Origin of the sequence: Pseudarthrobacter sp. NIBRBAC000502770 (assembly GCF_006517815.1) — a bacterium.
In the GTDB taxonomy this organism is placed as follows: Bacteria; Actinomycetota; Actinomycetes; order Actinomycetales; family Micrococcaceae; genus Arthrobacter; species Arthrobacter niigatensis.
Genome location: NZ_CP041198.1, coordinates 333,219 through 352,492, shown reverse-complemented (window position 1 = coordinate 352,492; position 19,274 = coordinate 333,219). Strand labels below are relative to the sequence as shown.

16 protein-coding genes are annotated in these 19,274 nt (G+C 66.2%); 3 read left to right on the top strand and 13 right to left on the bottom strand.

Features of this window, described 5'->3' with window-relative positions; translation table 11 throughout:
* Positions 1-11: 11 nt before the first annotated feature.
* From NIBR502770_RS02010 to NIBR502770_RS21410, 10 genes are all read right to left on the bottom strand, one after another.
* A complete protein-coding gene (locus NIBR502770_RS02010) occupies positions 12-2,243 on the bottom strand; it encodes an McrB family protein (RefSeq protein ID WP_141180858.1) in 2,232 nt (743 codons plus the stop codon).
* Positions 2,244-2,314: 71 nt separating this feature from the next.
* Positions 2,315-2,572 carry a PLD nuclease N-terminal domain-containing protein gene (locus NIBR502770_RS02005; protein WP_141180857.1) on the bottom strand — a complete coding sequence of 86 codons (258 nt, stop codon included), beginning with the start codon at positions 2,570-2,572 and terminating at the stop codon, positions 2,315-2,317.
* Between the two features lie 95 nt (positions 2,573-2,667).
* Positions 2,668-3,084 carry a thioesterase family protein gene (locus NIBR502770_RS02000; protein WP_141157970.1) on the bottom strand — a complete coding sequence of 139 codons (417 nt, stop codon included), beginning with the start codon at positions 3,082-3,084 and terminating at the stop codon, positions 2,668-2,670.
* 38 nt (positions 3,085-3,122) lie between these two features.
* On the bottom strand, positions 3,123-5,204 hold the full coding sequence (locus NIBR502770_RS01995) for an ABC transporter ATP-binding protein (RefSeq protein WP_141180856.1): 2,082 nt from the start codon (positions 5,202-5,204) through the stop codon (positions 3,123-3,125).
* Positions 5,201-6,934: an ABC transporter ATP-binding protein gene (locus NIBR502770_RS01990; RefSeq protein WP_141180855.1), complete on the bottom strand. Its 1,734-nt coding sequence runs from the start codon at positions 6,932-6,934 to the stop codon at positions 5,201-5,203. The genes NIBR502770_RS01995 and NIBR502770_RS01990 overlap by 4 nt, the downstream gene beginning before the upstream one ends.
* A 208-nt stretch (positions 6,935-7,142) precedes the next feature.
* The gene (locus NIBR502770_RS01985; RefSeq protein WP_141180854.1) at positions 7,143-9,344 is read right to left on the bottom strand and encodes an MDR family MFS transporter; all 2,202 of its coding nucleotides are present in this window, start codon (positions 9,342-9,344) and stop codon (positions 7,143-7,145) included.
* On the bottom strand, positions 9,337-9,831 hold the full coding sequence (locus tag NIBR502770_RS01980; protein WP_141157973.1) for a MarR family winged helix-turn-helix transcriptional regulator: 495 nt from the start codon (positions 9,829-9,831) through the stop codon (positions 9,337-9,339). The genes NIBR502770_RS01985 and NIBR502770_RS01980 overlap by 8 nt, the downstream gene beginning before the upstream one ends.
* A 155-nt stretch (positions 9,832-9,986) precedes the next feature.
* Positions 9,987-11,675 (bottom strand): thiamine pyrophosphate-binding protein, encoded by a 1,689-nt coding sequence (locus NIBR502770_RS01975; RefSeq protein WP_141180853.1) that lies wholly within the window; start codon positions 11,673-11,675, stop codon positions 9,987-9,989.
* 3 nt (positions 11,676-11,678) lie between these two features.
* Positions 11,679-12,743, bottom strand: a complete 1,065-nt coding sequence (speB, locus tag NIBR502770_RS01970) for an agmatinase (RefSeq protein WP_141180852.1) — start codon at positions 12,741-12,743, stop codon at positions 11,679-11,681.
* A gap of 224 nt (positions 12,744-12,967) precedes the next feature.
* The gene (locus NIBR502770_RS21410; RefSeq protein ID WP_246857361.1) at positions 12,968-13,390 is read right to left on the bottom strand and encodes a hypothetical protein; all 423 of its coding nucleotides are present in this window, start codon (positions 13,388-13,390) and stop codon (positions 12,968-12,970) included.
* Between the two features lie 66 nt (positions 13,391-13,456).
* Between NIBR502770_RS21410 and NIBR502770_RS21405 the strand changes: the two genes are divergently transcribed.
* Positions 13,457-13,858 carry a DUF559 domain-containing protein gene (locus NIBR502770_RS21405; protein WP_246857360.1) on the top strand — a complete coding sequence of 134 codons (402 nt, stop codon included), beginning with the start codon at positions 13,457-13,459 and terminating at the stop codon, positions 13,856-13,858.
* A gap of 123 nt (positions 13,859-13,981) precedes the next feature.
* Here NIBR502770_RS21405 and NIBR502770_RS01960 read toward each other — a convergent pair whose 3' ends face one another.
* Positions 13,982-14,557, bottom strand: a complete 576-nt coding sequence (locus tag NIBR502770_RS01960) for a helix-turn-helix domain-containing protein (protein WP_141157976.1) — start codon at positions 14,555-14,557, stop codon at positions 13,982-13,984.
* 259 nt (positions 14,558-14,816) lie between these two features.
* Here NIBR502770_RS01960 and NIBR502770_RS01955 point away from each other — a divergent pair, with 259 nt between their 5' ends.
* Complete coding sequence (locus NIBR502770_RS01955) at positions 14,817-16,343, top strand: sodium:solute symporter (RefSeq protein WP_141180850.1); 1,527 nt, start codon at positions 14,817-14,819, stop codon at positions 16,341-16,343.
* A 74-nt stretch (positions 16,344-16,417) separates the two neighbouring features.
* Here the strand turns inward: NIBR502770_RS01955 and NIBR502770_RS01950 are convergent, their stop codons facing one another.
* Positions 16,418-16,642, bottom strand: coding sequence for a hypothetical protein (locus NIBR502770_RS01950; RefSeq protein WP_141157978.1), 225 nt, complete (start codon positions 16,640-16,642; stop codon positions 16,418-16,420).
* Positions 16,643-16,908: 266 nt separating this feature from the next.
* Here NIBR502770_RS01950 and NIBR502770_RS01945 point away from each other — a divergent pair, with 266 nt between their 5' ends.
* Complete coding sequence (locus NIBR502770_RS01945) at positions 16,909-18,048, top strand: VIT1/CCC1 transporter family protein (RefSeq protein WP_141180849.1); 1,140 nt, start codon at positions 16,909-16,911, stop codon at positions 18,046-18,048.
* Between the two features lie 40 nt (positions 18,049-18,088).
* Here NIBR502770_RS01945 and NIBR502770_RS01940 read toward each other — a convergent pair whose 3' ends face one another.
* Positions 18,089-19,225, bottom strand: a complete 1,137-nt coding sequence (locus NIBR502770_RS01940; RefSeq protein WP_141180848.1) for an LOG family protein — start codon at positions 19,223-19,225, stop codon at positions 18,089-18,091.
* Between the last annotated feature and the right edge of the window lie 49 nt (positions 19,226-19,274).

Below are 19,274 nucleotides of genomic sequence, written 5' to 3'. Positions count from 1 at the left end.
ACGCCCTGGGGTCAGCGCGCTGCAACGCGCCCCAGCAGCTGGTCCAGCCCGAACCGCTCCTCCAGCTGGGCCCGCGTCAGCTGGCCGTGATAGTGCTCCTCCAGCAGCGGCATGAGCTCGTACTTCCAGATCCGGCGCAGGCCGGCAGGGGTCTGGGCTGCCGGCTTCATGAAGTACGACGGGCCGATCATCAGGTCCCGGTCCCACTCGTCAATGGCCCCGTTGAGCGCGTCCAGCAGCAGCGCCGGGGTGGTATCGAGCTCCCTCGCCTCCAGGAACCGGAGCAGGGAGCCCTTGACCGGCTCCGTCTGGGGGTGGAGTTCGATGAAGGAGAAGCGCCGGCGGATAGCCGCGTCCATCATCGCGATGGAACGGTCGGCGGTGTTCATGGTGCCGATGATGTAGAGGTTGTCCGGCAGCGTGAACGGCTCGTTGGGGCTGTACTGCAGGTAGATCCGGTCATCGCGGTACTCCAGCAGGAAATACAGCTCGCCGAACACCTTGGCCAGGTTGGCGCGGTTCATCTCATCGATGATCAGGAAGTACGGCTTCTTCTCATTCCCTGGCTTGGCGGCTTCCTCCGCCAACCGGCGCAGCGGCCCGGCCACCAGTTTGAAGGACACCTGGCCTTCGTCCGTCTTATCCGGCCGGTAGCCCTCGAAGAAGTCCTCGTAGGCGTAGGACGGGTGGAACTGGACCAGCTTGACGCGTTCGTCCGTGGTGTCATCCGCCAGTTCCGCGGCGAGGTGCTTGGCCAAGTACGTCTTGCCCGTGCCGGGAGGGCCGTAAAGCACCAGCTGGCGGTTTTCCTCCAGCAGGTCGGCGATCTCCTGGAGAGGCTCCAGCTCCATGTGCAGCGAGGCTGCGAATTCCTGCGTCAGCGGGCGGAAGCCCTCCTGGACAGGAGGGACGACGACGGCGCCGTCAGTGTCGCCGTCGGGCTCGGTTTCCGCCTCGGCCGGCAGCAGCGCCTGCAGCGCCTGGACCACGCGGGTTACGTCCACCACAATGCCAGGGGTGGCGAGCTGCCGCTGCACGTGGCGGGGAAGGCTGGTGGTGGTGTGGCCGTCGTCGAACCAGCGCACCTTGCGGCGCAGCCGCCGGTTGTCGTCGTTGTACTCGGGCTCCCCCAGCACGCCGCCAAGCCGTACGGTTCCGGCGTGCTGGTACAGCACCAGGTCACCGGGCTTCATGACGGTCAGGAAGGCAAAGACCGCGGTTTTGGTGTCCTCGCGTTCCACGTAGCCCAGGTGCTTGTAGTCCTCGTCCACGGCATGCTGCACCAGGCCGGCGGTCACGCCGGGGTCCAGTGTGCGGAGATGCTCGACGTCGAGGGTCACCTTCTCCTCTCCGTGCCAGGCAGTGAGCAGGTCGGCGTGATCGCTGTGCGTCCGGAGCAGCCAGGCGCGCCGGCCGGGGTCGCCCACCTTGCGCCACTGGCTGACCAGCTGGCGGGAGTACCAGTCGATCCGCTGGCCCGCCTGCTCGTCCAGGTGCAGCCGGATGCGGTGGATGTCAGCGGTGATGTCCTCTTCCCCGTCACCTTTCGCCCCGCCCACCAGGGAGGCGAACGCGTCACGGATTTCCTGGCGTTCCACGTCCGCCACCACGGGCTCGAAGTAGCTGGGCCACGCCAGGAACTCGATGCTGCGGCGGATGGCGGGCTGGTCATCCGGGGTGGAGGCCGCGAGGCGGTGGAACTGCAGCGGATCCTTGATGGCGGCCTGCACCACGGCGGCCGGCCGCTGTGCGACGTTCCGGACGAACCGGCACAGCCACTTCAGGTGGTCCCAGATGGTCCAGTTGAATTCAGCCGTCCGGTCACGGATCACGCCGTGGTCCGTCATGCCCGCGTAAAGCTCTTCGGGAAGCTCCAGCGGCGGCTCCAGCCAGCCGGCGGCCTCGGCGACGCGGGCGCGCTTGACCTTGAGGGATTTCACTTCGTGGGCCAGCGGAAGGGACTGCAGGAAGAGCAGCTCCACCGCCAGTTGCTTGGCTCCACGGGTGGCGCCGTCCAGGTTCTCGCGGAGGTTGGTCATCATCGGGGCCTTGGCGTCCGGGATGCCCCGTTCCAGGCGGTCCAGCAGCTCCGAGGCCGCCGCGACCGACCACGTCCGGGTCCGCCCGTCCAGCGGCGACGCCTTCCCCTGCAGACCCGGGCCAAGGACGAACCACGCTGCGTCTTCGATCTCCCTGGAGATGCCGAGGGCGCGGGTCATGGCAACAGTGGCAGTGGGGGTCATGCCCTCAAATTTACAGGGTCAAGCTGGGCGGCCGCTCCACGGGCGCCCGGCCGCCCTTCCGCCGGACTGGGCTACTTGGCGGCGGCGGAGTGCTTCCGGCCGAAGATGAAGTAGCCCATGGGGCCGATGAAATTGACGAAGGACGCCGCCCGCCACGCGGCTTTGGGACCGTTGATGAGTTCTGCCGGCCGCCGGGAGATGTCGCGCTGGGCGGCAACCAGCAGGGAGACCTGCACCAGGCCCGTCACAATGGTGCCTATCTTGGCACCCGGTGACATCTCCTTCCAGGTCTTCTTCTTCCGGGCGGCGCGGTTCTTGTTGCTGGCCATGGCGGCTTCCTTTCGCTGTACAACGTGTTGCAGGTCTGGGTGATGCTGGGGACCTGGTTCCAGTCCACGGGTCCGGGGCAGCCCCGTCCAGAGTCTTAGTGCCTGTATGGAGCCATCCGGTCTTTCTGCTCCTGGCTGAGCCTCTGCACCCGGCCCGTCGCTTCATCCACGAACGCCAGATGGCTGCTGGCCTTCACGCAGTCCTCCCGCGTGACGGGGTCCTGGAGCAGGTAGTGGATGTCGAAGCTGGCGCCCTTGACGGCACCGATCCATACCTGGACCACCGCCGGAACGTTGCGGTACTCCAGGGTCCGGACATAGCGGATCTTGTGGTCCACCACCAGGGCGAGGGTGCCCTCGGGGACGTCGTTAAACAGGGACACCGGTGGTTCAATGCCGGGAAGGCCCGCGCCCCGCGGCGGTCCGAAAGCCGCGATCCTGGCTTCCTCCAGCATCCGCACGATCTGGACGTTGTTGATGTGGCCATAGGCGTCCATGTCGCCCCAGCGCATTGGCACCAGCACCTCGATCCGCTGGCCGCCATGCGCGCTCAGCTGTGCACCGCCGTCGAATCATCCACCGGTACGTCCCCGGCGCCGGTCCCGGCAAACTGCGACATGTAGAGGCGGTGGTATGCCCCGCCGGCGGCGAGCAGCATGTGGTGGTTGCCCTGTTCCACGATTCGTCCGTTCTCCATAACCAGGATGGTATCGGCATCCCGGATGGTGGAGAGCCGGTGCGCGATGACGAAGCTGGTGCGGTCCGATCGCAGCGCAGCCATGGCTTTCTGCACCAGGAGCTCGGTGCGGGTATCCACGGAACTGGTGGCCTCATCCAGGATCAGCAGTGACGGGTTGGCCACGAATGCGCGGGCTATGGTGATCAGCTGCTTCTCGCCGGCGCTGACGTTGTTGCCTTCTTCGTCGATCACGGTCTGGTAGCCCTCGGGGAGCGCCCGGACAAATCGGTCCACGAACGTGGCCTTCGCTGCCGCCATGACCTGCTCTTCGGTGGCCTCGAGGTTGCCGTACCGGATGTTGTCGTAGATGGACCCGCCGAACAGCCATGCATCCTGCAGCACCATGCCCACCTTGGAACGCAGTTCGGAGCGGCTCAGGTGGGTGATGTCCACACCGTCCAGCATGATGGAGCCCGCATTGAGCTCGTAGAAACGCATTACCAGGTTCACCAGGGTGGTCTTGCCGGCTCCCGTGGGCCCGACGATGGCAACCGTGTTCCCGGGCTCCGCGGTGAAGGACAGATTCTCGATGAGCGGCTTGTCCGGGCTGTAGCTGAAGGTCACGTTCCTGAAGTCCACGTGCCCGTCGGTCTTGGCGGGCAGGTGTTCGGTGGCCGTTTCAACGTCCTGTTCGTCGGCGTCCAGGAATTCGAAAACGCGCTCCGAGGATGCCACGCCGGACTGGAGCATATTGGCCATGCCGGCCATTTGGCCCAGAGGCTGCGTGAACTCCCGGGAGTACTGGATGAAAGCGGTCGCATCGCCCAAAGACATGGCGCCGGAGGCCACCCTGAGGCCGCCCACCACGGCGATGCCAACATAGCTGAGGTAGGACACGAACTGCATCACGGGGAAGATGATTCCAGAGACGAACTGCGCTCCGAAGCTTGCCTTGTACAGTGCCTCGTTGCGTTCCTCGAACCGGGCCAGCATGTCCGCGTCCCGGCCGAAGACGCGGACCAGGTCGTGGCCGGAGAAGGATTCCTCGATCTGGCCGTTCAGCGACCCGGTGTTCTTCCACTGGGCTGCGAAGAGCTTCTGGCTCCGGGCACCGATCAGCCCGGCCGCCACTCCGGACAGCGGCAGCGCAACGAGCGCGATCAAGGCCAGCTGCCAGGAGACGATGAACATCATGACCACGATGCCCACCACGGTCAGCACAGAGTTCACCAGCTGGGCGAACGCCTGCTGAAGCGCCTGCTGGATATTGTCGACGTCGTTGGTCACGCGTGACAGCACATCGCCGCGCTGCCGCGTATCGAAGTAGTTCAGCGGCAGGCGGTTCAGCTTGCTTTCGGTGTCATCGCGCAGCCGCCGGATCACCTTCATGACAATGCGGTTCAGCACGTACCCCTGTAGCCACATGAAGATGTTGGCCACGAAGTACATCAGCAGGACGATGGCAATGAGCATACTGAGCTTGCCGAAGTTGATCCCGGTGCCGGGCACCAGCTCCATCCGGGAGACCATGTCCGCAAAGTTGTCCTGGCCCTGCTGGCGCAGGCCTGCCACAAACTGTTCCTTGCTGACACCGGACGGCAACTGCTTGCCCACCACTCCGGCGAAAATGACGTCCATGGCCTGGCCCAGGATCTTGGGGGCGATCACGTTCAGGACCACCGAGACCACCACCAGGCCCACCACCGCGTAGATGCCCAGGGCTTCGGGCTTCAGCAGGCCCATGAGTCGTTTGGCGGAAGGCCAGAAGTGCTGGGCCTTCTTTGCAGGCATCCCACCGAACATGTCCCCATCGGCTTCGGAAGGGGTGAATTCCTCCTCGAAGTAGTCGTCGTCCTCCGGCAGGCCGGCGCCTGCTTCCGCTTCGCCGTCGACCGGCTGGAGGGACTGGGTGGATTCTTCCACGGAGGCGTGGTCCTTCTTGCGGGGGCTCATGCCACTTCCTCCACGCTCAGTTGGGATTCGACAATTTCCTGGTAGGTCGGTGAGGTTTCCAGGAGTTCTTCGTGCGTGCCGCGGTCAACGATGCGTCCGTTGTCCAGCACCAGGATCTGGTCGGCCTCGGTGATGGTGGAAATCCGCTGGGCCACGATGATCACGGTGGCGTCCGAGGTGGTGCGCTTGAGGGCGGCGCGGAGCCGGGCGTCAGTAGCGACGTCAAGGGCGGAGAAGGAGTCGTCGAACAGGTATACCCGCGGCTTGGTCACCAAGGCACGGGCAATGCACAGGCGCTGGCGCTGGCCGCCGGAGACATTGGTGCCGCCCTGGGAGATCCGGGAGTCCAGTCCGTTCTTCTTTTCGCGGACAAAAGACTCTCCCTGCGCCACCCGGAGGGCGTCCCACAGTTCCTGGTCCGTGGCCTCGGTCTTGCCGAAGCGGAGGTTGTGCCCGATGCTGCCGGAGAACAGGTAGGGACGCTGCGGCACCAGGGCCACGCGTTTGGTGATCTCCGCGCGGTCGAGTCTGTCGACGGGGACACCGTCAAGCAGCACCTGGCCTTCGGCGGGGTCGTACAGCCGTGGCAGCAGGGACAGGAGGGAGGTCTTTCCGGCGCCGGTGGAGCCGATGATGGCGATGGTCTGGCCCGGCCGGGCGGTGAAGCTGATGTTGCTGAGCACCGGGGACTCGGCGCCGGGGTACGCGAACGTCACGTTGCGGTATTCCACCACGCCGGCCAGGGCGGCCGGCGCTTCGGGGCGTTCGGGGTCGTGGATGGAGGGCTCGACGTCGAGTACCTCGCCGATGCGGTCGGCGCAGACGGAGGCGCGCGGGATCATCATGGCCATGAAGGTGCCCATCATGACGGCCATCAGGATCTGCAGCAGGTACTGCAGGAACGCGGTGAGCGAACCCACCTGCATGGCGCCGGTGTCCACCCGCTGCCCGCCAAACCAGAGCACGGCTGCGGTGGACAGGTGCAGGATCATGCTGATGGCGGGGAACATGAGGACGAACAGGGCACCGATGCGGAGCGAGACGTCCGTAAGTTCCTTGTTGGCCGCACCAAACCGGTCCGTTTCATACGGTTCCCGCACGAAGGCGCGGACCACGCGGATCCCGATGATCTGTTCCCGCAGCACGGCGTTGATGCGGTCGATCTTCCGCTGCATGGAGCGGAAGAGTGGCATCAGCCGGACCACCAGGTAGCCCACCACCACAGCCAGGAGCGGGACGGACACCCACACCAGCCAGGACAGGTTGATGTCCTCGCGCAGGGCCATGATGATGCCGCCGATGCACATGATGGGGGTGGCCACCATGAAGTTCAGCCCCATCAGGAGGAGCATCTGCACCTGCTGGACATCGTTGGTGCCGCGCGTGATCAGCGTGGGCGCACCAAAGGCGTTGACGTCCTTGGCGGAGAAACTGGTGACCTTGCGGAACACGGCACGGCGCAGGTCCCGGCCCACTGCCATGGCCGTCCTCGAGCCGAAGTAGACGCCGGCGATTGCCGCGGCTACCTGCGCGAAGGCCACCAGGAGCATCAGGGCACCGGTGCGCCAGATGAAATCCGTGTCGCCCCGCGCCACGCCCTGGTCGATGATTTGGGCGTTCAGGCTTGGCAGGTACAGGGCTGCAATGGTGGAGGCGAGCTGGAAAACAACCACGGCGGCGATAAAGGGGAAATACGGTTTGGAATAGCGCCGTATGAGGGTGAGGAGCATGCACTCAACTCTAGTAATGCCCACCGACATTTGGTTCCATACGGGAGCATAATTCCCCGCTGGATTGACTCAAGAAAACGTCGTCTCCACCGGGGCCGCCATCCCCACCCATGCAGGAACGCCGCAGCCCACATCCGGAAGGTCCTCCGGCTGCGGGCTGCGGTGTTGATGGGTGCCGTCCGAGGCGGGCAGCCCCGGACGGAATGGCTTACTGTCCCGTTACCGGGGCAGAACCTTCCCCGCCGGACGGGGAGGGTGCGGCGGCGCTGTGCTTGCCGTGCCCGGCCAGGTACAGGGCGGCTGCTGCCTGGATCTTGCGTTCCTTCAGGAGCTTGCGCTGCAGCCGGGTAAGCTCTGCGGCCGTGGCTGCCTGCCCGGCCGCCACCTCCTGCTGGGACCGCAGTTGCTGCTGGATGTCCAGCACCAGTGTGCCGAGCTCGGCCTGCTGCCGCGCCAGCAGGTCCTGGGTGTCCTGCAGCTTCTGCAAGGTGGCCGCGGCACTGGCGATCGCATCGGCAGCCCTGTCCACGCTGTCGGCGGACCTGAGGTCCAGCTCCTCGGAGCGGAAGCTCCGTGCAAAGACTTCCTCGAAGTCCTCCGTGGCAACCCTGCCGGACGCCGCCGCGGCTGCGGCAGCACCGCCGTCGTACACCTTGGCAGGTGCCGCGGCCGGACGCAGGGCACTCCGGGCACCCGTCGACTCAGCGGCCGTCCCGTCCGGCACGTCGCTGGAAACCATGGGCAGTTGACCGGTCATGGTGGCGGTCATGCCGGCCTCACCGGCGGCGTTGGCCTCAAGCGCCTTTTCCGGTGTGATGTCAACGGTCTTGCGCAGCGGTACTTCCTTGATGAAGATGACGGCGATGAGGGCCACGGCTGCAACGATGGCGGAGATCATGAAGATCCCGGCCGTGGCATCGCCGTAGGCGGCACGCATGACCTCGGCGATCGGCGCCGGCAGGTCCTTCAGGTCCAGCGTGGCGCCGCTGTTGCCGCCGGCCGGGATGCCCAGCTTGGCCAGCCCGTCGGTGGCCAGGTCCTTGACATGGTTGGCCATGACGGCGCCCAGGACGGAAACGCCGATGGCGCCACCCACGGAGCGGAAGAATGCAACGGAAGCGCTTGCGGAACCGATGTCGGAGGCGCGGACCGTGTTCTGGACGGCCAGGACGAGGTTCTGCATGAGCATGCCCAAACCGATACCGAAGATGCCCGTGTACAGGCCCGTCAGCCACAGTTCGGTGGTGTGGTCCATGGTTCCGGCGAGCGCCAGGCCGCCGATCAGCAGGACGGTGCCGCCGATCAGGAAGCGCTTCCATTTACCGTAGCGGCTGATCAGCTGGCCGGAAACGACCGAACCGATCAGGTTGCCGGCGATCATGGGCAAGGTCAACAGGCCGGCCTCGGTGGGCGTGGCACCGCGGGCCACCTGGTAGTACTGGCCCAGGAAGGTGGAGGAACCGAACATGGCAACACCCACAGCGACGGACGCCACGATGGCCAGCGCGGTGGTGCGCTCCGAGATGATCTTCAGCGGGATGATCGGCTGCGGCACCTTGGACTCCACCAGCACCAGCAGCGCGAGCAGCAGGACGCCGCCGCCTACCATGACGGCTGACTGCCATGACCACCAGTCGTAGTAGTCGGCCTTGCCGGCGAAGGAAACCCAGATCAGGAGCAGGCTGACGCCGGAGGTCAGCAGGATCGAACCGACCCAGTCGATCTTGGCGGGGCGCTTGACGTGCGGAATCTTCAACGTGACCTGGAGCAGGATCAGGGCGACGACGGCCAGGGGCACGCAGACAAAGAAGGTCCAGCGCCAGCCCAGCGAGCTGTCCACGATGAAGCCGCCCAGCAGAGGACCACCGGCGGTGCCCACGGCCATGACGGCACCCATGTAGCCGGAGTACTTTCCGCGTTCGCGCGGCGGGATGATGGAGCCGATGATCGCCTGCGCCAGGGCGGTCAGGCCACCCATGGCGATGCCCTGGATCACGCGGGCGGTGAGCAGGAACGGGATGTTCTCGGAGAAACCTGCCATGACCGAGCCGGCAACGAAGATCACGATGCTGAGCTGGACCAGGACTTTCTTGTCGAAGAGGTCCGCGAGCTTGCCCCAGATGGGGGTGGTGGCCGCGTTGGCCAGCAGTGCTGCCGTGATGACCCAGGCAAAGTCCGTCTGGGTGCCCTTGAGCTCGGACATGATCGTGGGCAGCGCGTTGGCAACGATGGTGCTGCTGAGGATGGCGGTAAAGAAGGCAGCGAGAAGGCCGGTCAGGGCTTCCATGATCTGCCGGTGGTTCATGGGCGCGCCGGGCTCGTGGCGCTTGGATTGCCGCGATTCCTGTCTGGCGGTGCGTTCGCGCTGGCGCTCCTGCTCCTGGTCCGCGGCGGCGGTGACGTTAGCCATTGATGGACTCCTGCGTTTTCTGTTCAGTGGTGGTTCCGGCCGCCCTTGCCCGGATGGAATTCTTCAGGGATGCCGTGAGCTTGTTCAGCATCGCGGCTGTTGCAACGGCGTCGTCCTCGTTCCAGTCGGAGAGGTACGCCTGCAGCGTCTCCGCCCGGTGCCGCACCAGCTCCGCCAGCTTCTCCTTGCCCCGCGGGGAAAGTGCCAGCAGCTGGGCCCGGCCATCGTCCGGGTCCGGGGTGCGGAGCACCAGCCCCGCGTCGGCCAGTTCGGCCACGTGGCGGCTTAGCACCGGCGGGCTGACCCCCAATCGCTCGGCCAGGTGCGCTGCGCGGGTCTCCCCTTCGCCGATGAACTTGAGCACGCCCTGGAGGGCGATGCCAGTGTCCTGGCCCTTGATGTTGATCATGGTGACGCAGCGCAGCGCGCGCTGGAGGTCATAGATATTGCTGACGAGGTCGGCTGCAGTGGCCGGTGCGACAGACATGATCCTCCCTAAAGAATTAGTTGCTGCAAGCAACTGTATCAGGAAAAGGTTGCTTAGGGAAACGAAGTTGTTCCAGCGGGCAGCTTAAATGCCAAGCTCCCCCACGTCCGCGGGACGGTGTCCAGGACGTGGGGGAGCTTAAGGTTGGTGCCCGGTCAGGGGGCCAGGTGCGTAGGCCCGAACATCTTGAGGAGGGTTTCAACAACAACGACGTTGGGTCCGTCAGCGGCGAAGCCGGCCCGGAGCGCGTCCCCCACGCCTTCCGGGGCCACCTTGGTGGCCGGCACGCCAAAGGATTCGGCGAGCGCAACAAAGTCGGGACGGGCCAATTCCGTGGCCGTGGCCTTGCCGAACGCGCCCACCATGTATTCGCGCAGGATGCCGTAGCCGCCGTCGTCCACGATCAGCCAGGTGACCGGAACGTTGTGCTGCTTGGCGGTGGCCAGTTCGGCAATGGAATACATGGACGAACCGTCACCGGAGACCGCCAGGACCCGGCCGGGCTTACCCGCAGTCTCCAGCCCAACCGCCGCTCCAATGGCACCGGGAAACGCATAGCCCAGGCCACCGGCGCCCTGTGCGGAGTGGAACTGCCCTTCACGGGCATCCCAGCAGGACCAGCCCCAGTAGGCGGCGATGGTCATGTCCCAGAACGTCTGCATATCCGCTGGAACGGCCTCCCGGATGGCGGCCATGAACGTCAGTTCTTTGGCAAGGTCCTGCGATTCCAGCCGGGCACGGACCTTGGCAAGCGACTCCTTGACCAGCTCTTCCGGCGTGCTGCCGTGCCAGTCCGGCATCGTTGCCCTGCCGGATCCAAGAGCTGAGTCCAGGGCTGCCAGCGCCTGGCCCGCGTCGGCGCGGATCCCCAAGCCTGGCCGATTGGACTCCAGTACCCGGGGTTCGGCGTCGATCTGGATGATCCTGCCGCGCGGTTCGAAGGTGAAGTAGTTGGACGTAACCTCGCCCAGGGACGATCCGATGACCACCAGGACGTCCGCGTCTTCGAGGAGGTCGGTCATGTACCGGTCCTCGATCCAGGACTGAAGGGACAGCCCGTGGTTCCAGGGGAACGCACCTTTGCCGCCAGGAGTGCAGATGACCGGCGCATGGAGCTTCTCGGCAATGGACAACAGGGACTTCTCCGCCTTGCCGCGCCGGGTTCCACCGCCGGCGATGATAGCCGGGCGCTTGGCTGATTCCAGCCACTTCACGGCCTCGCGCACCAGTTCAATCCGCGGTGGATTGTCCGCCGCCTCCGCCAAGGCATCCTCCACCGGCGGGACCATGATCGGATCCAGCAGGACGTTTTGCGGAATCTCGAGCCACACCGGGCCCTGTGGGGAGGAGATGGCCTCGGTCCAGGCGTCCTGGATGGCCGACGGGATTCCGGAAGCGTGCTGGATCAGCCGTTGGCTCTTGGTGACGTTGGCCGCGGAGGCCTTCTGGTCATCGAGCTGGTGCAGCATGCCCTTGCGCCGGGCCCCGAGTCCCTCCAACGGAATCTGGCTGGCCACCACTACCATGGGCACGCCCGTGGCATAGGCCTCCTGCAGTCCAGCCAGTGACGTCAGCGCGCCGGGGCCGGTGGACAGGAACAGCACGCCAACTTCGCCGGTGGCGCGGGAGTACCCGTCCGCGGCAAAGGCGCTGTTGTTCTCCACCCGGGAGGAGACAAAGTGCAGGTTGCCGCGGCCCATGGCATCAAAGAGTCCCAGGGCGTGCTGGCCCGGGATGCCGAACACGGTCTTGGCGCCCAGCGCTTCGAGGGTTTCGACGACGAGGTCCCCGCCGTTGCGGACGCTGCTCCCCCGGGCCGGGGGCGCCGGGGCAATTTCCGTCACGGCCTACTCCGTGGTGGCGGCAGCGAAGCCGGCGGGGCGGCGGGCTTCCTGGCCGAGCGCCTGGGCCTGGTACCCGGTCTCCGCACCGAACCGGCTGCCGGGCACAGCATTGTCCGCCATCAGGGTCACCAGCTCGTACGCGACGTGGCTGGCCGCGACGCCGGTGATCTCGGCGTGGTCGTAGGCCGGGGACACTTCGACGACGTCGGCGCCCACCAGGTTCATGCCGCGGAAGCCGCGGATGATTTCCAGGAGTTCGCGGCTGGTGATGCCGCCGGCTTCCGGGGTTCCCGTGCCGGGCGCGTGGGCAGGGTCCAGGACGTCAATGTCCACGGAGATGTAGAGCGGGCGGTTGCCGATGCGGTCACGGACCTTGGCCACGGTTTCCAGCACGCCCTGGTAGTACACGTCCGCGGAGGTAACGATGCCGAATCCAAAGCGGTGGTCGTCGTCGAGGTCCTTCTTGCCGTACAGCGGGCCGCGGGTCCCAATATGGCTGATGGCCTCGGTGTCCAGGATGCCTTCCTCCACTGCGCGGCGGAAGGGCGTGCCGTGGGTGTATTCGGCACCGAAGTAGGTGTCCCACGTGTCCAGGTGCGCGTCGAAATGCAGCATGGCGATGGGTCCGCCGGCGCGTTCGGCAGCGGCGCGCAGCAGCGGCAGGGCGATGGTGTGGTCGCCACCCAGGGTCAGCAGCTTGCTCCCGGCGGCGGTGAGGTCCAATGCGTTCTGCTGGATGGTCTCAATGGCTTCATTGATGTTGAACGGGTTGACCGCCATGTCCCCGGCATCGGCCACCTGGATGTTCTCGAACGGGCTGACGTCCCAGGCGGGGTTGTAGGGGCGCAGCAGCCGGCTGGCCTCGCGGACGTGGTTAGCGCCGAAGCGGGCACCCGGACGGTAGGAGACCCCCGAATCGAAAGGCACTCCCACCACCGTCACATCGGCCTTGGCTACCTGGTCCAGCCGCGGAAGGCGGGCATAGGTGGCAGCCCCGGCATAGCGGGGGATCCGGGATGAATCAATGGGGCCGAGGTTGCCGTTGGCTTCAATGCGCAGCTCTTCCAATGGGAGGCCTCTCCTTCGAGGAGTTGGGGACTTCTGTGATTGCCATCATACACCCCGGTTTTCCAGGAGACACCAACTGTTTACCAAGGATCCCGGTGCGCTCCCGCCCACTCACTCCCGCACGTGGACAGGATGCACTCCCGCGATCCGCGCCGTTCCGGCAACGTTCCCTGCACGGACCATGGGCAACTGGGCAGGACCGCACGCCCGCCCCCGGCCACCGCTTACCCACATACGCCTGAACTAAGGTTCCACTTATCCAACCGAAACCTTCCAATGGCCACATGGACATCCTCGAATACCTGCATACGCGCGGCGGTGTAGCCCGATCCAGCCAACTCCTGGACGCAGGTTTCCGGCGCCGGGAACTCCTTCGACTCACCGAACTGGGCGCTACCCAGCCCCGGCGCGGCATCTTCGTCCTCCCGGAATGCGACAACGGACTCCTCGCTGCAGTCCTGAACAACGGTCGGCTGACCTGCGCCAGCGCCGCGGGCCACTACGGACTCTGGCTGCGCAAACCTCCCGAACGCCCGCATCTGGCGTGCAATCATGGTCACGGCTCCGGCTTCGTCCGGCATCGCACAGTTCGGTTCCCCGGTCATCCGTTCCTGCCCCTGGCCGGCGTGGAAGATGTGGCGCTTCACGCTTTGGGGTGCCTACCGGCTCCGGCATCCGCCGCTTTGGCGACCTCGGCCATCAGATTGCACGGCGTGCCACGCGAGCTGCTGGCGTCCCAGCTGCAGGCCGACCGCTCCGGTTCCGCGCTTCGCATCCTGCGCGAACTTGACGTGCGAGCAGAGTCAATCGTGGAGGTTGATGCGCAGCACCTGTTCCGTGCCAACAGAATCGCCTACGACACCCAGGTCTTCCTGCCGGGAATCGGTCGCGTGGATTTCCTGCTGGATGGCTTCTTGATCGTGGAGATCGACGGCTTTGCCTACCATTCCAAACGCACCGATATGCTTCGGGACCGGAAGCGCAACAACGCTGCAGCCGTCAGCGGTTACGCCGTCCTTCGCTTCATGCCGGAGCACATCTGGTTTTACCCCGGCATGGTGCTAACCGAGATCAGTGCCGTCCTGGCCGGAGGTCAACGAAAACCCCTCCGGTAGAGGTGCAATCCAGCCCAGTTACCCCGGGCCAAGGGCGCTCCGCGCTTAAGCGCTTTCCGCGGAATGCGGCAGCTGAGAAAGGGACTACCGAAGGTAACTGGGCTGGAGCGCACCAGCAACAAGCTAGCGGCTCGCGGCGGGCACCAGGACCCAGAGCACCTCGACCGGCTTGTCCGTGGGATTGACCCAGGTGTGGGGTTCCCGGCCCGGGAAGGTCACGGTGTCACCTGTATCGAGGTCGTATTCCTCGTTGGTGAGGATCAGCTTGATGGAGCCCTTGATGACATGCAGGACGTCCACGTCGCAATCCACTGCGTACAACTCGGACTCGCCGCGGCCATGCGGCTCGATCACGGCCTGGATAATCTGGACCCGACGCTCCGAGCGGGCCGTCAAAAGCCGCTCCACGATGCCCTGGCCGCCGAGCGAGATGCGCGGACCGTCATTGCGTTTGGTGAGGTGGGTTTCCGGCGCCACGAACAGGTCCCCGATGGAGATGGAGAGCACCTGGCACAGCGTCACCAGGGAAGCGACGGACGGAGACGTCAAGTCCCGCTCCACGCGGCTGAGGAAGCCCTTGGTCAGGCCGGTGGCATCCGCGACCTGCTCGATGGTGAGCCGCTGGGACTGCCTGGCGGCCCGGATCCTGGAGCCAATGGCAACGGGAACATTGCTCGGCTCAACTGGCAGTGCCTTCATCTACGAACCTTTCACGGCCGGCAGCCCGGCTCCACTCTCGAGCCATACTAATCGGCACCGCTTTTGTGACACGCGCATGCCACACCCACGCCGCTGCAGGCGCGATCTCCTTGACTGTCACCCACGTCACACCCTAGTCTTTGAAAACTCCTGTTGCCTATAGGGCAATTGCAGGTCCCCTCCGTATTCGTCCGCAGCGGTTCCCGGCGTCCCGCCCCGGGTCATTACACCCGGCCCCAACAGCTCCAAGGAGCCATTTATGGATGCAAGTGCCATCAACATCGCCATTGTGGTGGTGTACCTCCTCGCAATGCTGGCCTTCGGCTGGTGGGGCAAGTCCCGCACCAGGAACAACAGCGACTTCCTGGTGGCCGGCCGCCGCCTGGGCCCGTTCCTTTACACCGGCACCATGGCCGCCGTCGTCCTGGGCGGAGCGTCCACGGTCGGCGGCGTGGGGCTGGGCTACAAGTTCGGCATCTCGGGAATGTGGCTGGTGGTGGCCATTGGCGCCGGAGTCCTGCTCCTGAGCCTGCTCTTCGCCGGGACCATCCAGAAGCTGAAGATCTACACGGTGTCCCAGATGCTCACCCTCCGTTACGGCAGCAGGGCCACCGAGGCATCCGGCATCGTGATGCTCGCCTACACTTTGATGCTCTGCGCCACGTCCACTGGTGCTTATGCCACCATCTTCGTCGTCCTGTTCGGCTGGGACCGGGCGCTGGCCATAGCGGTGGGCGGTGCCATCGTGCTGGTGTACTCCACCATCGGCGGCATGTGGTCCATCACGCTGGCGGACCAGGTCCAGTTCGTCATCAAAACGGTGGGCATCTTCTTCCTCATGCTGCCCTTCACACTGAACGCCGCCGGCGGACTCGACGGGATCCGCAGCCGGGTTGATGCCAGCTTCTTCCAAATCGACGGCATCGGCGTCCAAACGATCATCACCTACTTTGTGGTCTACACCCTGGGCCTGCTGATCGGCCAGGACATCTGGCAGCGCGTGTTCACTGCCAAAACACCCAAGGTGGCCAGGTGGGGCGGTTCGACAGCCGGCCTCTACTGCATCCTCTATGGTGCTGCCGGCGCAATGATTGGCCTGGGAGCCCGCGTGGCGCTGCCCGCCATCGACGTGAAGGCCCTGGGCAAGGACGTGGTCTACGCGGAGGTTGCCACCAACCTGCTGCCCATCGGAATCGGCGGCCTGGTCCTCGCCGCCGCCGTCGCCGCCATGATGTCCACGGCTTCCGGGGCCCTGATCGCGGCCGCCACGGTGGCCCGCGCCGACGTTGTGCCCTTCGTCGCCGGCTGGTTCGGCAAGACCATCAACACCGACGACTCCGACAACCCCGAGCACGACGTCAAGGCCAACCGCGTATGGGTCCTTGGCCTGGGCGTTGTGGCGATCATCATCGCCATCGTCACCAAGGACGTTGTTGCGGCACTGACCATCGCCTACGACATCCTGGTGGGCGGGCTGCTGGTCGCGATCCTCGGCGGCCTGGTGTGGAAGCGCGGAACCGGCATCGCCGCCGCTGCTTCGATGGCCGTCGGCTCCGTCATCACCCTTGGGACGATGATCATCCTTGAGGTCAACGCCGAGGTTCCGTTGGACGGCATCTACGCCAACGAACCGATCTACTACGGCCTGCTGGCCTCCGCCGCGGTGTACGTTGCCGCCTCGCTGCTGACGCGCCCCACCGATCCTGCGGTCATGCGCGCCTGGCAGCGCCGCGTTGCCGGGCAGGAGCAGGAAGGGACTCCCCGGGAAGTCCTCGCCGGCCACTGACTGCCAGGCATTAAAGTACGACGCCGGCACCGCCTCCCGCCAACAAGCGGAAGGAGGTGCCGGCGCCGTCAGTCCTACTCCCCCGTGTCGCGCTCGTCGTCATCCAGCGGGACCTCGCGGTCCTCGGCGTCGACGACTACCGGTGCCGGCTGGACCACCGGTTCTTCCTGGTCAATGAACCCGTCTTCGGAGTCCCAGTCCGCGTCGTCTACCGGTGCATCCTCGGCGTAATCGTAGGCGGGGTCCGCTTCGACGGCGTCCAGGTGCGGCATGTCCGGGTGCTGTCCGGTGGTGCTCATGATTCAACCTCCGTATGTTCGCCTGACGTGCTCTTTCAGGTAGGGCGCAGCCTGCGCCACACCTTCATCAGAGCACCGCCCGGGCGGACGGGTCAATAGCCGCGGCGGTGCCCGGAGCTGCCCTCCACAGGGGTGCCGTGCCGGGCGTTTTTTAAGGTCAACCGAAACTTTCCAGCGAGGTTTGCCAGCCAAAAAACCGCGGAAATCCGCAGTAGGCTGGCAGGGCAAAGGCGCGAGTTCATGCCCTTTCCAGCCCAGGAGTTACAGTGTCGCAGCACGCCCAGTCCCATTCCCACGCCACGCCCCCGGAGGCCGGCGGCGTTGGCCAGCCCTCGCCGTCGAACATCAAGCGGTGGCGCCAGTACCTGGCCGACGAGCGCGCGGAAGCCGCCGTCTACCGGGACCTGGCCCAGAACCGCGAAGGTGAGGAACGGTCCATCCTCCTCGCCCTGGCCGAAGCCGAAGGCCGTCACGAAGCCCACTGGCTCGCGCTGCTGGGCGGGCACGCCGGCAAGCCGAAGAGGGCCTCCGCCCGCAGCCGGTTCCTCGGGTTCCTGGCCCGGCATTTCGGCTCCGTATTCGTCCTGGCCCTGGCCCAGCGCGCCGAAGGCCGCTCCCCCTACGCCAAGGACCCGAACGCCACCGCCGCGATGGCCGCCGATGAACAGATCCATGAGGAAGTGGTCCGGGGCCTGGCCACCCGCGGCCGCAACCGCCTGGCCGGCACCTTCCGCGCCGCGGTGTTCGGCGCGAACGATGGCTTGGTCAGCAACCTCTCCCTGGTGATGGGCATGGCTGCCTCCGGCGTGGCCAGCAGCGTGGTGCTGCTCAGCGGCATCGCCGGACTCCTGGCCGGTGCCATGTCCATGGGCGCGGGCGAATTCATTTCCGTCCGCTCCCAGCGCGAACTGCTGGCCGCAACCCGGCCCACGCAGGTCACGCTGGCGGCCGCGCCCAAGCTTGACCTCGAGCACAACGAACTGCTCCTGGTGTACCTGGCCCGCGGGATGTCCCGGGAAGCGGCCGAACACCGTGTGGCAGAGCGCATGGGGCTGCTGCCCTGCGACTGCGATCCCAGCCTTTCCCTGCAGCCTGAGCTGCCGGAGGAAGAGGACCAGCACGAGGCAGTGGGTACCGCCTGGGGTGCGGCGCTGTCCAGCTTCTGCTTCTTCGCCTCCGGCGCCATCGTCCCCATCCTGCCGTTCCTGTTCGGCCTGACCGGCGTCGCCGCGCTCGTGGTGGCAGGCGCCCTGGTGGGCGTCGCGCTCCTTGCCACCGGTGCCGCCGTCGGCCTGCTGTCCGGCACTTCCCCGCTGACCCGCGGCCTGCGGCAGCTTGCCATCGGCCTGGGCGCGGCAGCCATCACCTACCTGCTGGGCCTGCTCTTCGGCACCGCCGTCGGCTAGCACCAGGCAAGGACACTTCGTGGAGGTCCTCCGGCAGCGTTCAGCGCTGCCGGAGGACCTCCACTGCTTCCTCCACCGTGTCCACGAGGTGGATGTTGTCCGCCATGGCCCTGCCCGCGGCGAGGCTGCGGAGCATGGGCCACGCCGGGTACTCCTGCTCCCAGTGCCGGCGGCCCACCAGCACCATGGGGGCCACTTTCTCGCGGGCGCCGTAGTAGTTCTCGCAGGCGTCCTGGAAGATCTCCTGGACCGTACCGGCCGCTCCCGGCAGGAAGACGATTCCGCCGTGGCACAGTTCCAGAAGGATGGCCTCGCGGATGGCATTGGCGAAATATTTGGCGATGTGCGTGGCGAAGTAGTTGGGCGGTTCGTGTCCGTAGAACCAGGTGGGGATCCCGAGGGACGGCGTCCCGTCCGGATGGCGTTCGACGACGGCAGCCGCCGCACGTGCCCACGCCGAGACCGAGGGACGGAAGCCGGGAACAGCGGCGAGCGTGGCAAGCGCTGCCTGCACGTCACCGTCGGACGCCCGGCTCAGGTACGCGCCGAGGTTCGCTGCCTCCATGGCCCCGGGGCCGCCGCCCGTTGCCACCGAATGGCCGTCAAGGGCCAGGAGCCTGCCCAGCCGGGCCGCGTCCGCAAACTCCCGGCTGCCGCGGGGCGCTGCGTGGCCGCCCATCACGCCGACGATAGAGCGGCGGTGCCACGCCCCGGACCGGGTCAGCTCATCCAGCGCATCGCCGATCGCATGGTCATGCAGGGCCGAGGCCAGCGTCGCGTCCACGCGGTGGCGCTGGCCGGGCTGGATGCTCCAGTGGTAGATGCGCGCATCCGGCAATTCCTCATACGGTGCGGCTGCCAGTCCGGCGTACAGTTCGGCCGGGGAATACAGGACGGCCCGGTATGGGTCGAAAGGGACTCCTTCAAGCCTGGGGAAGATCAAGGCGCCGCGGCTGCGGAGGTTCGCTTCCATACCGTCGTCGAAGATGCAGCCCAGGAACATCGCGCCCTCGACGCGGACGTTTTTGAGTGCCGCGGACCGGCCCCGCAGGTCCAGCGACTGCGCATGCCAGCCGTGCAGGTTGACCGCACCGCCGGCCACCAGGCTGTCGAAGCTGGCCAGGTCCTGGACTTCGAGGTTGCGGGGGCGGGGACCAAGGCTTCCGGCGAAATTCATGCTTGCTGCCCCGCGCTCCACATCATGCAGCCAGCCTAGGCCACCAACC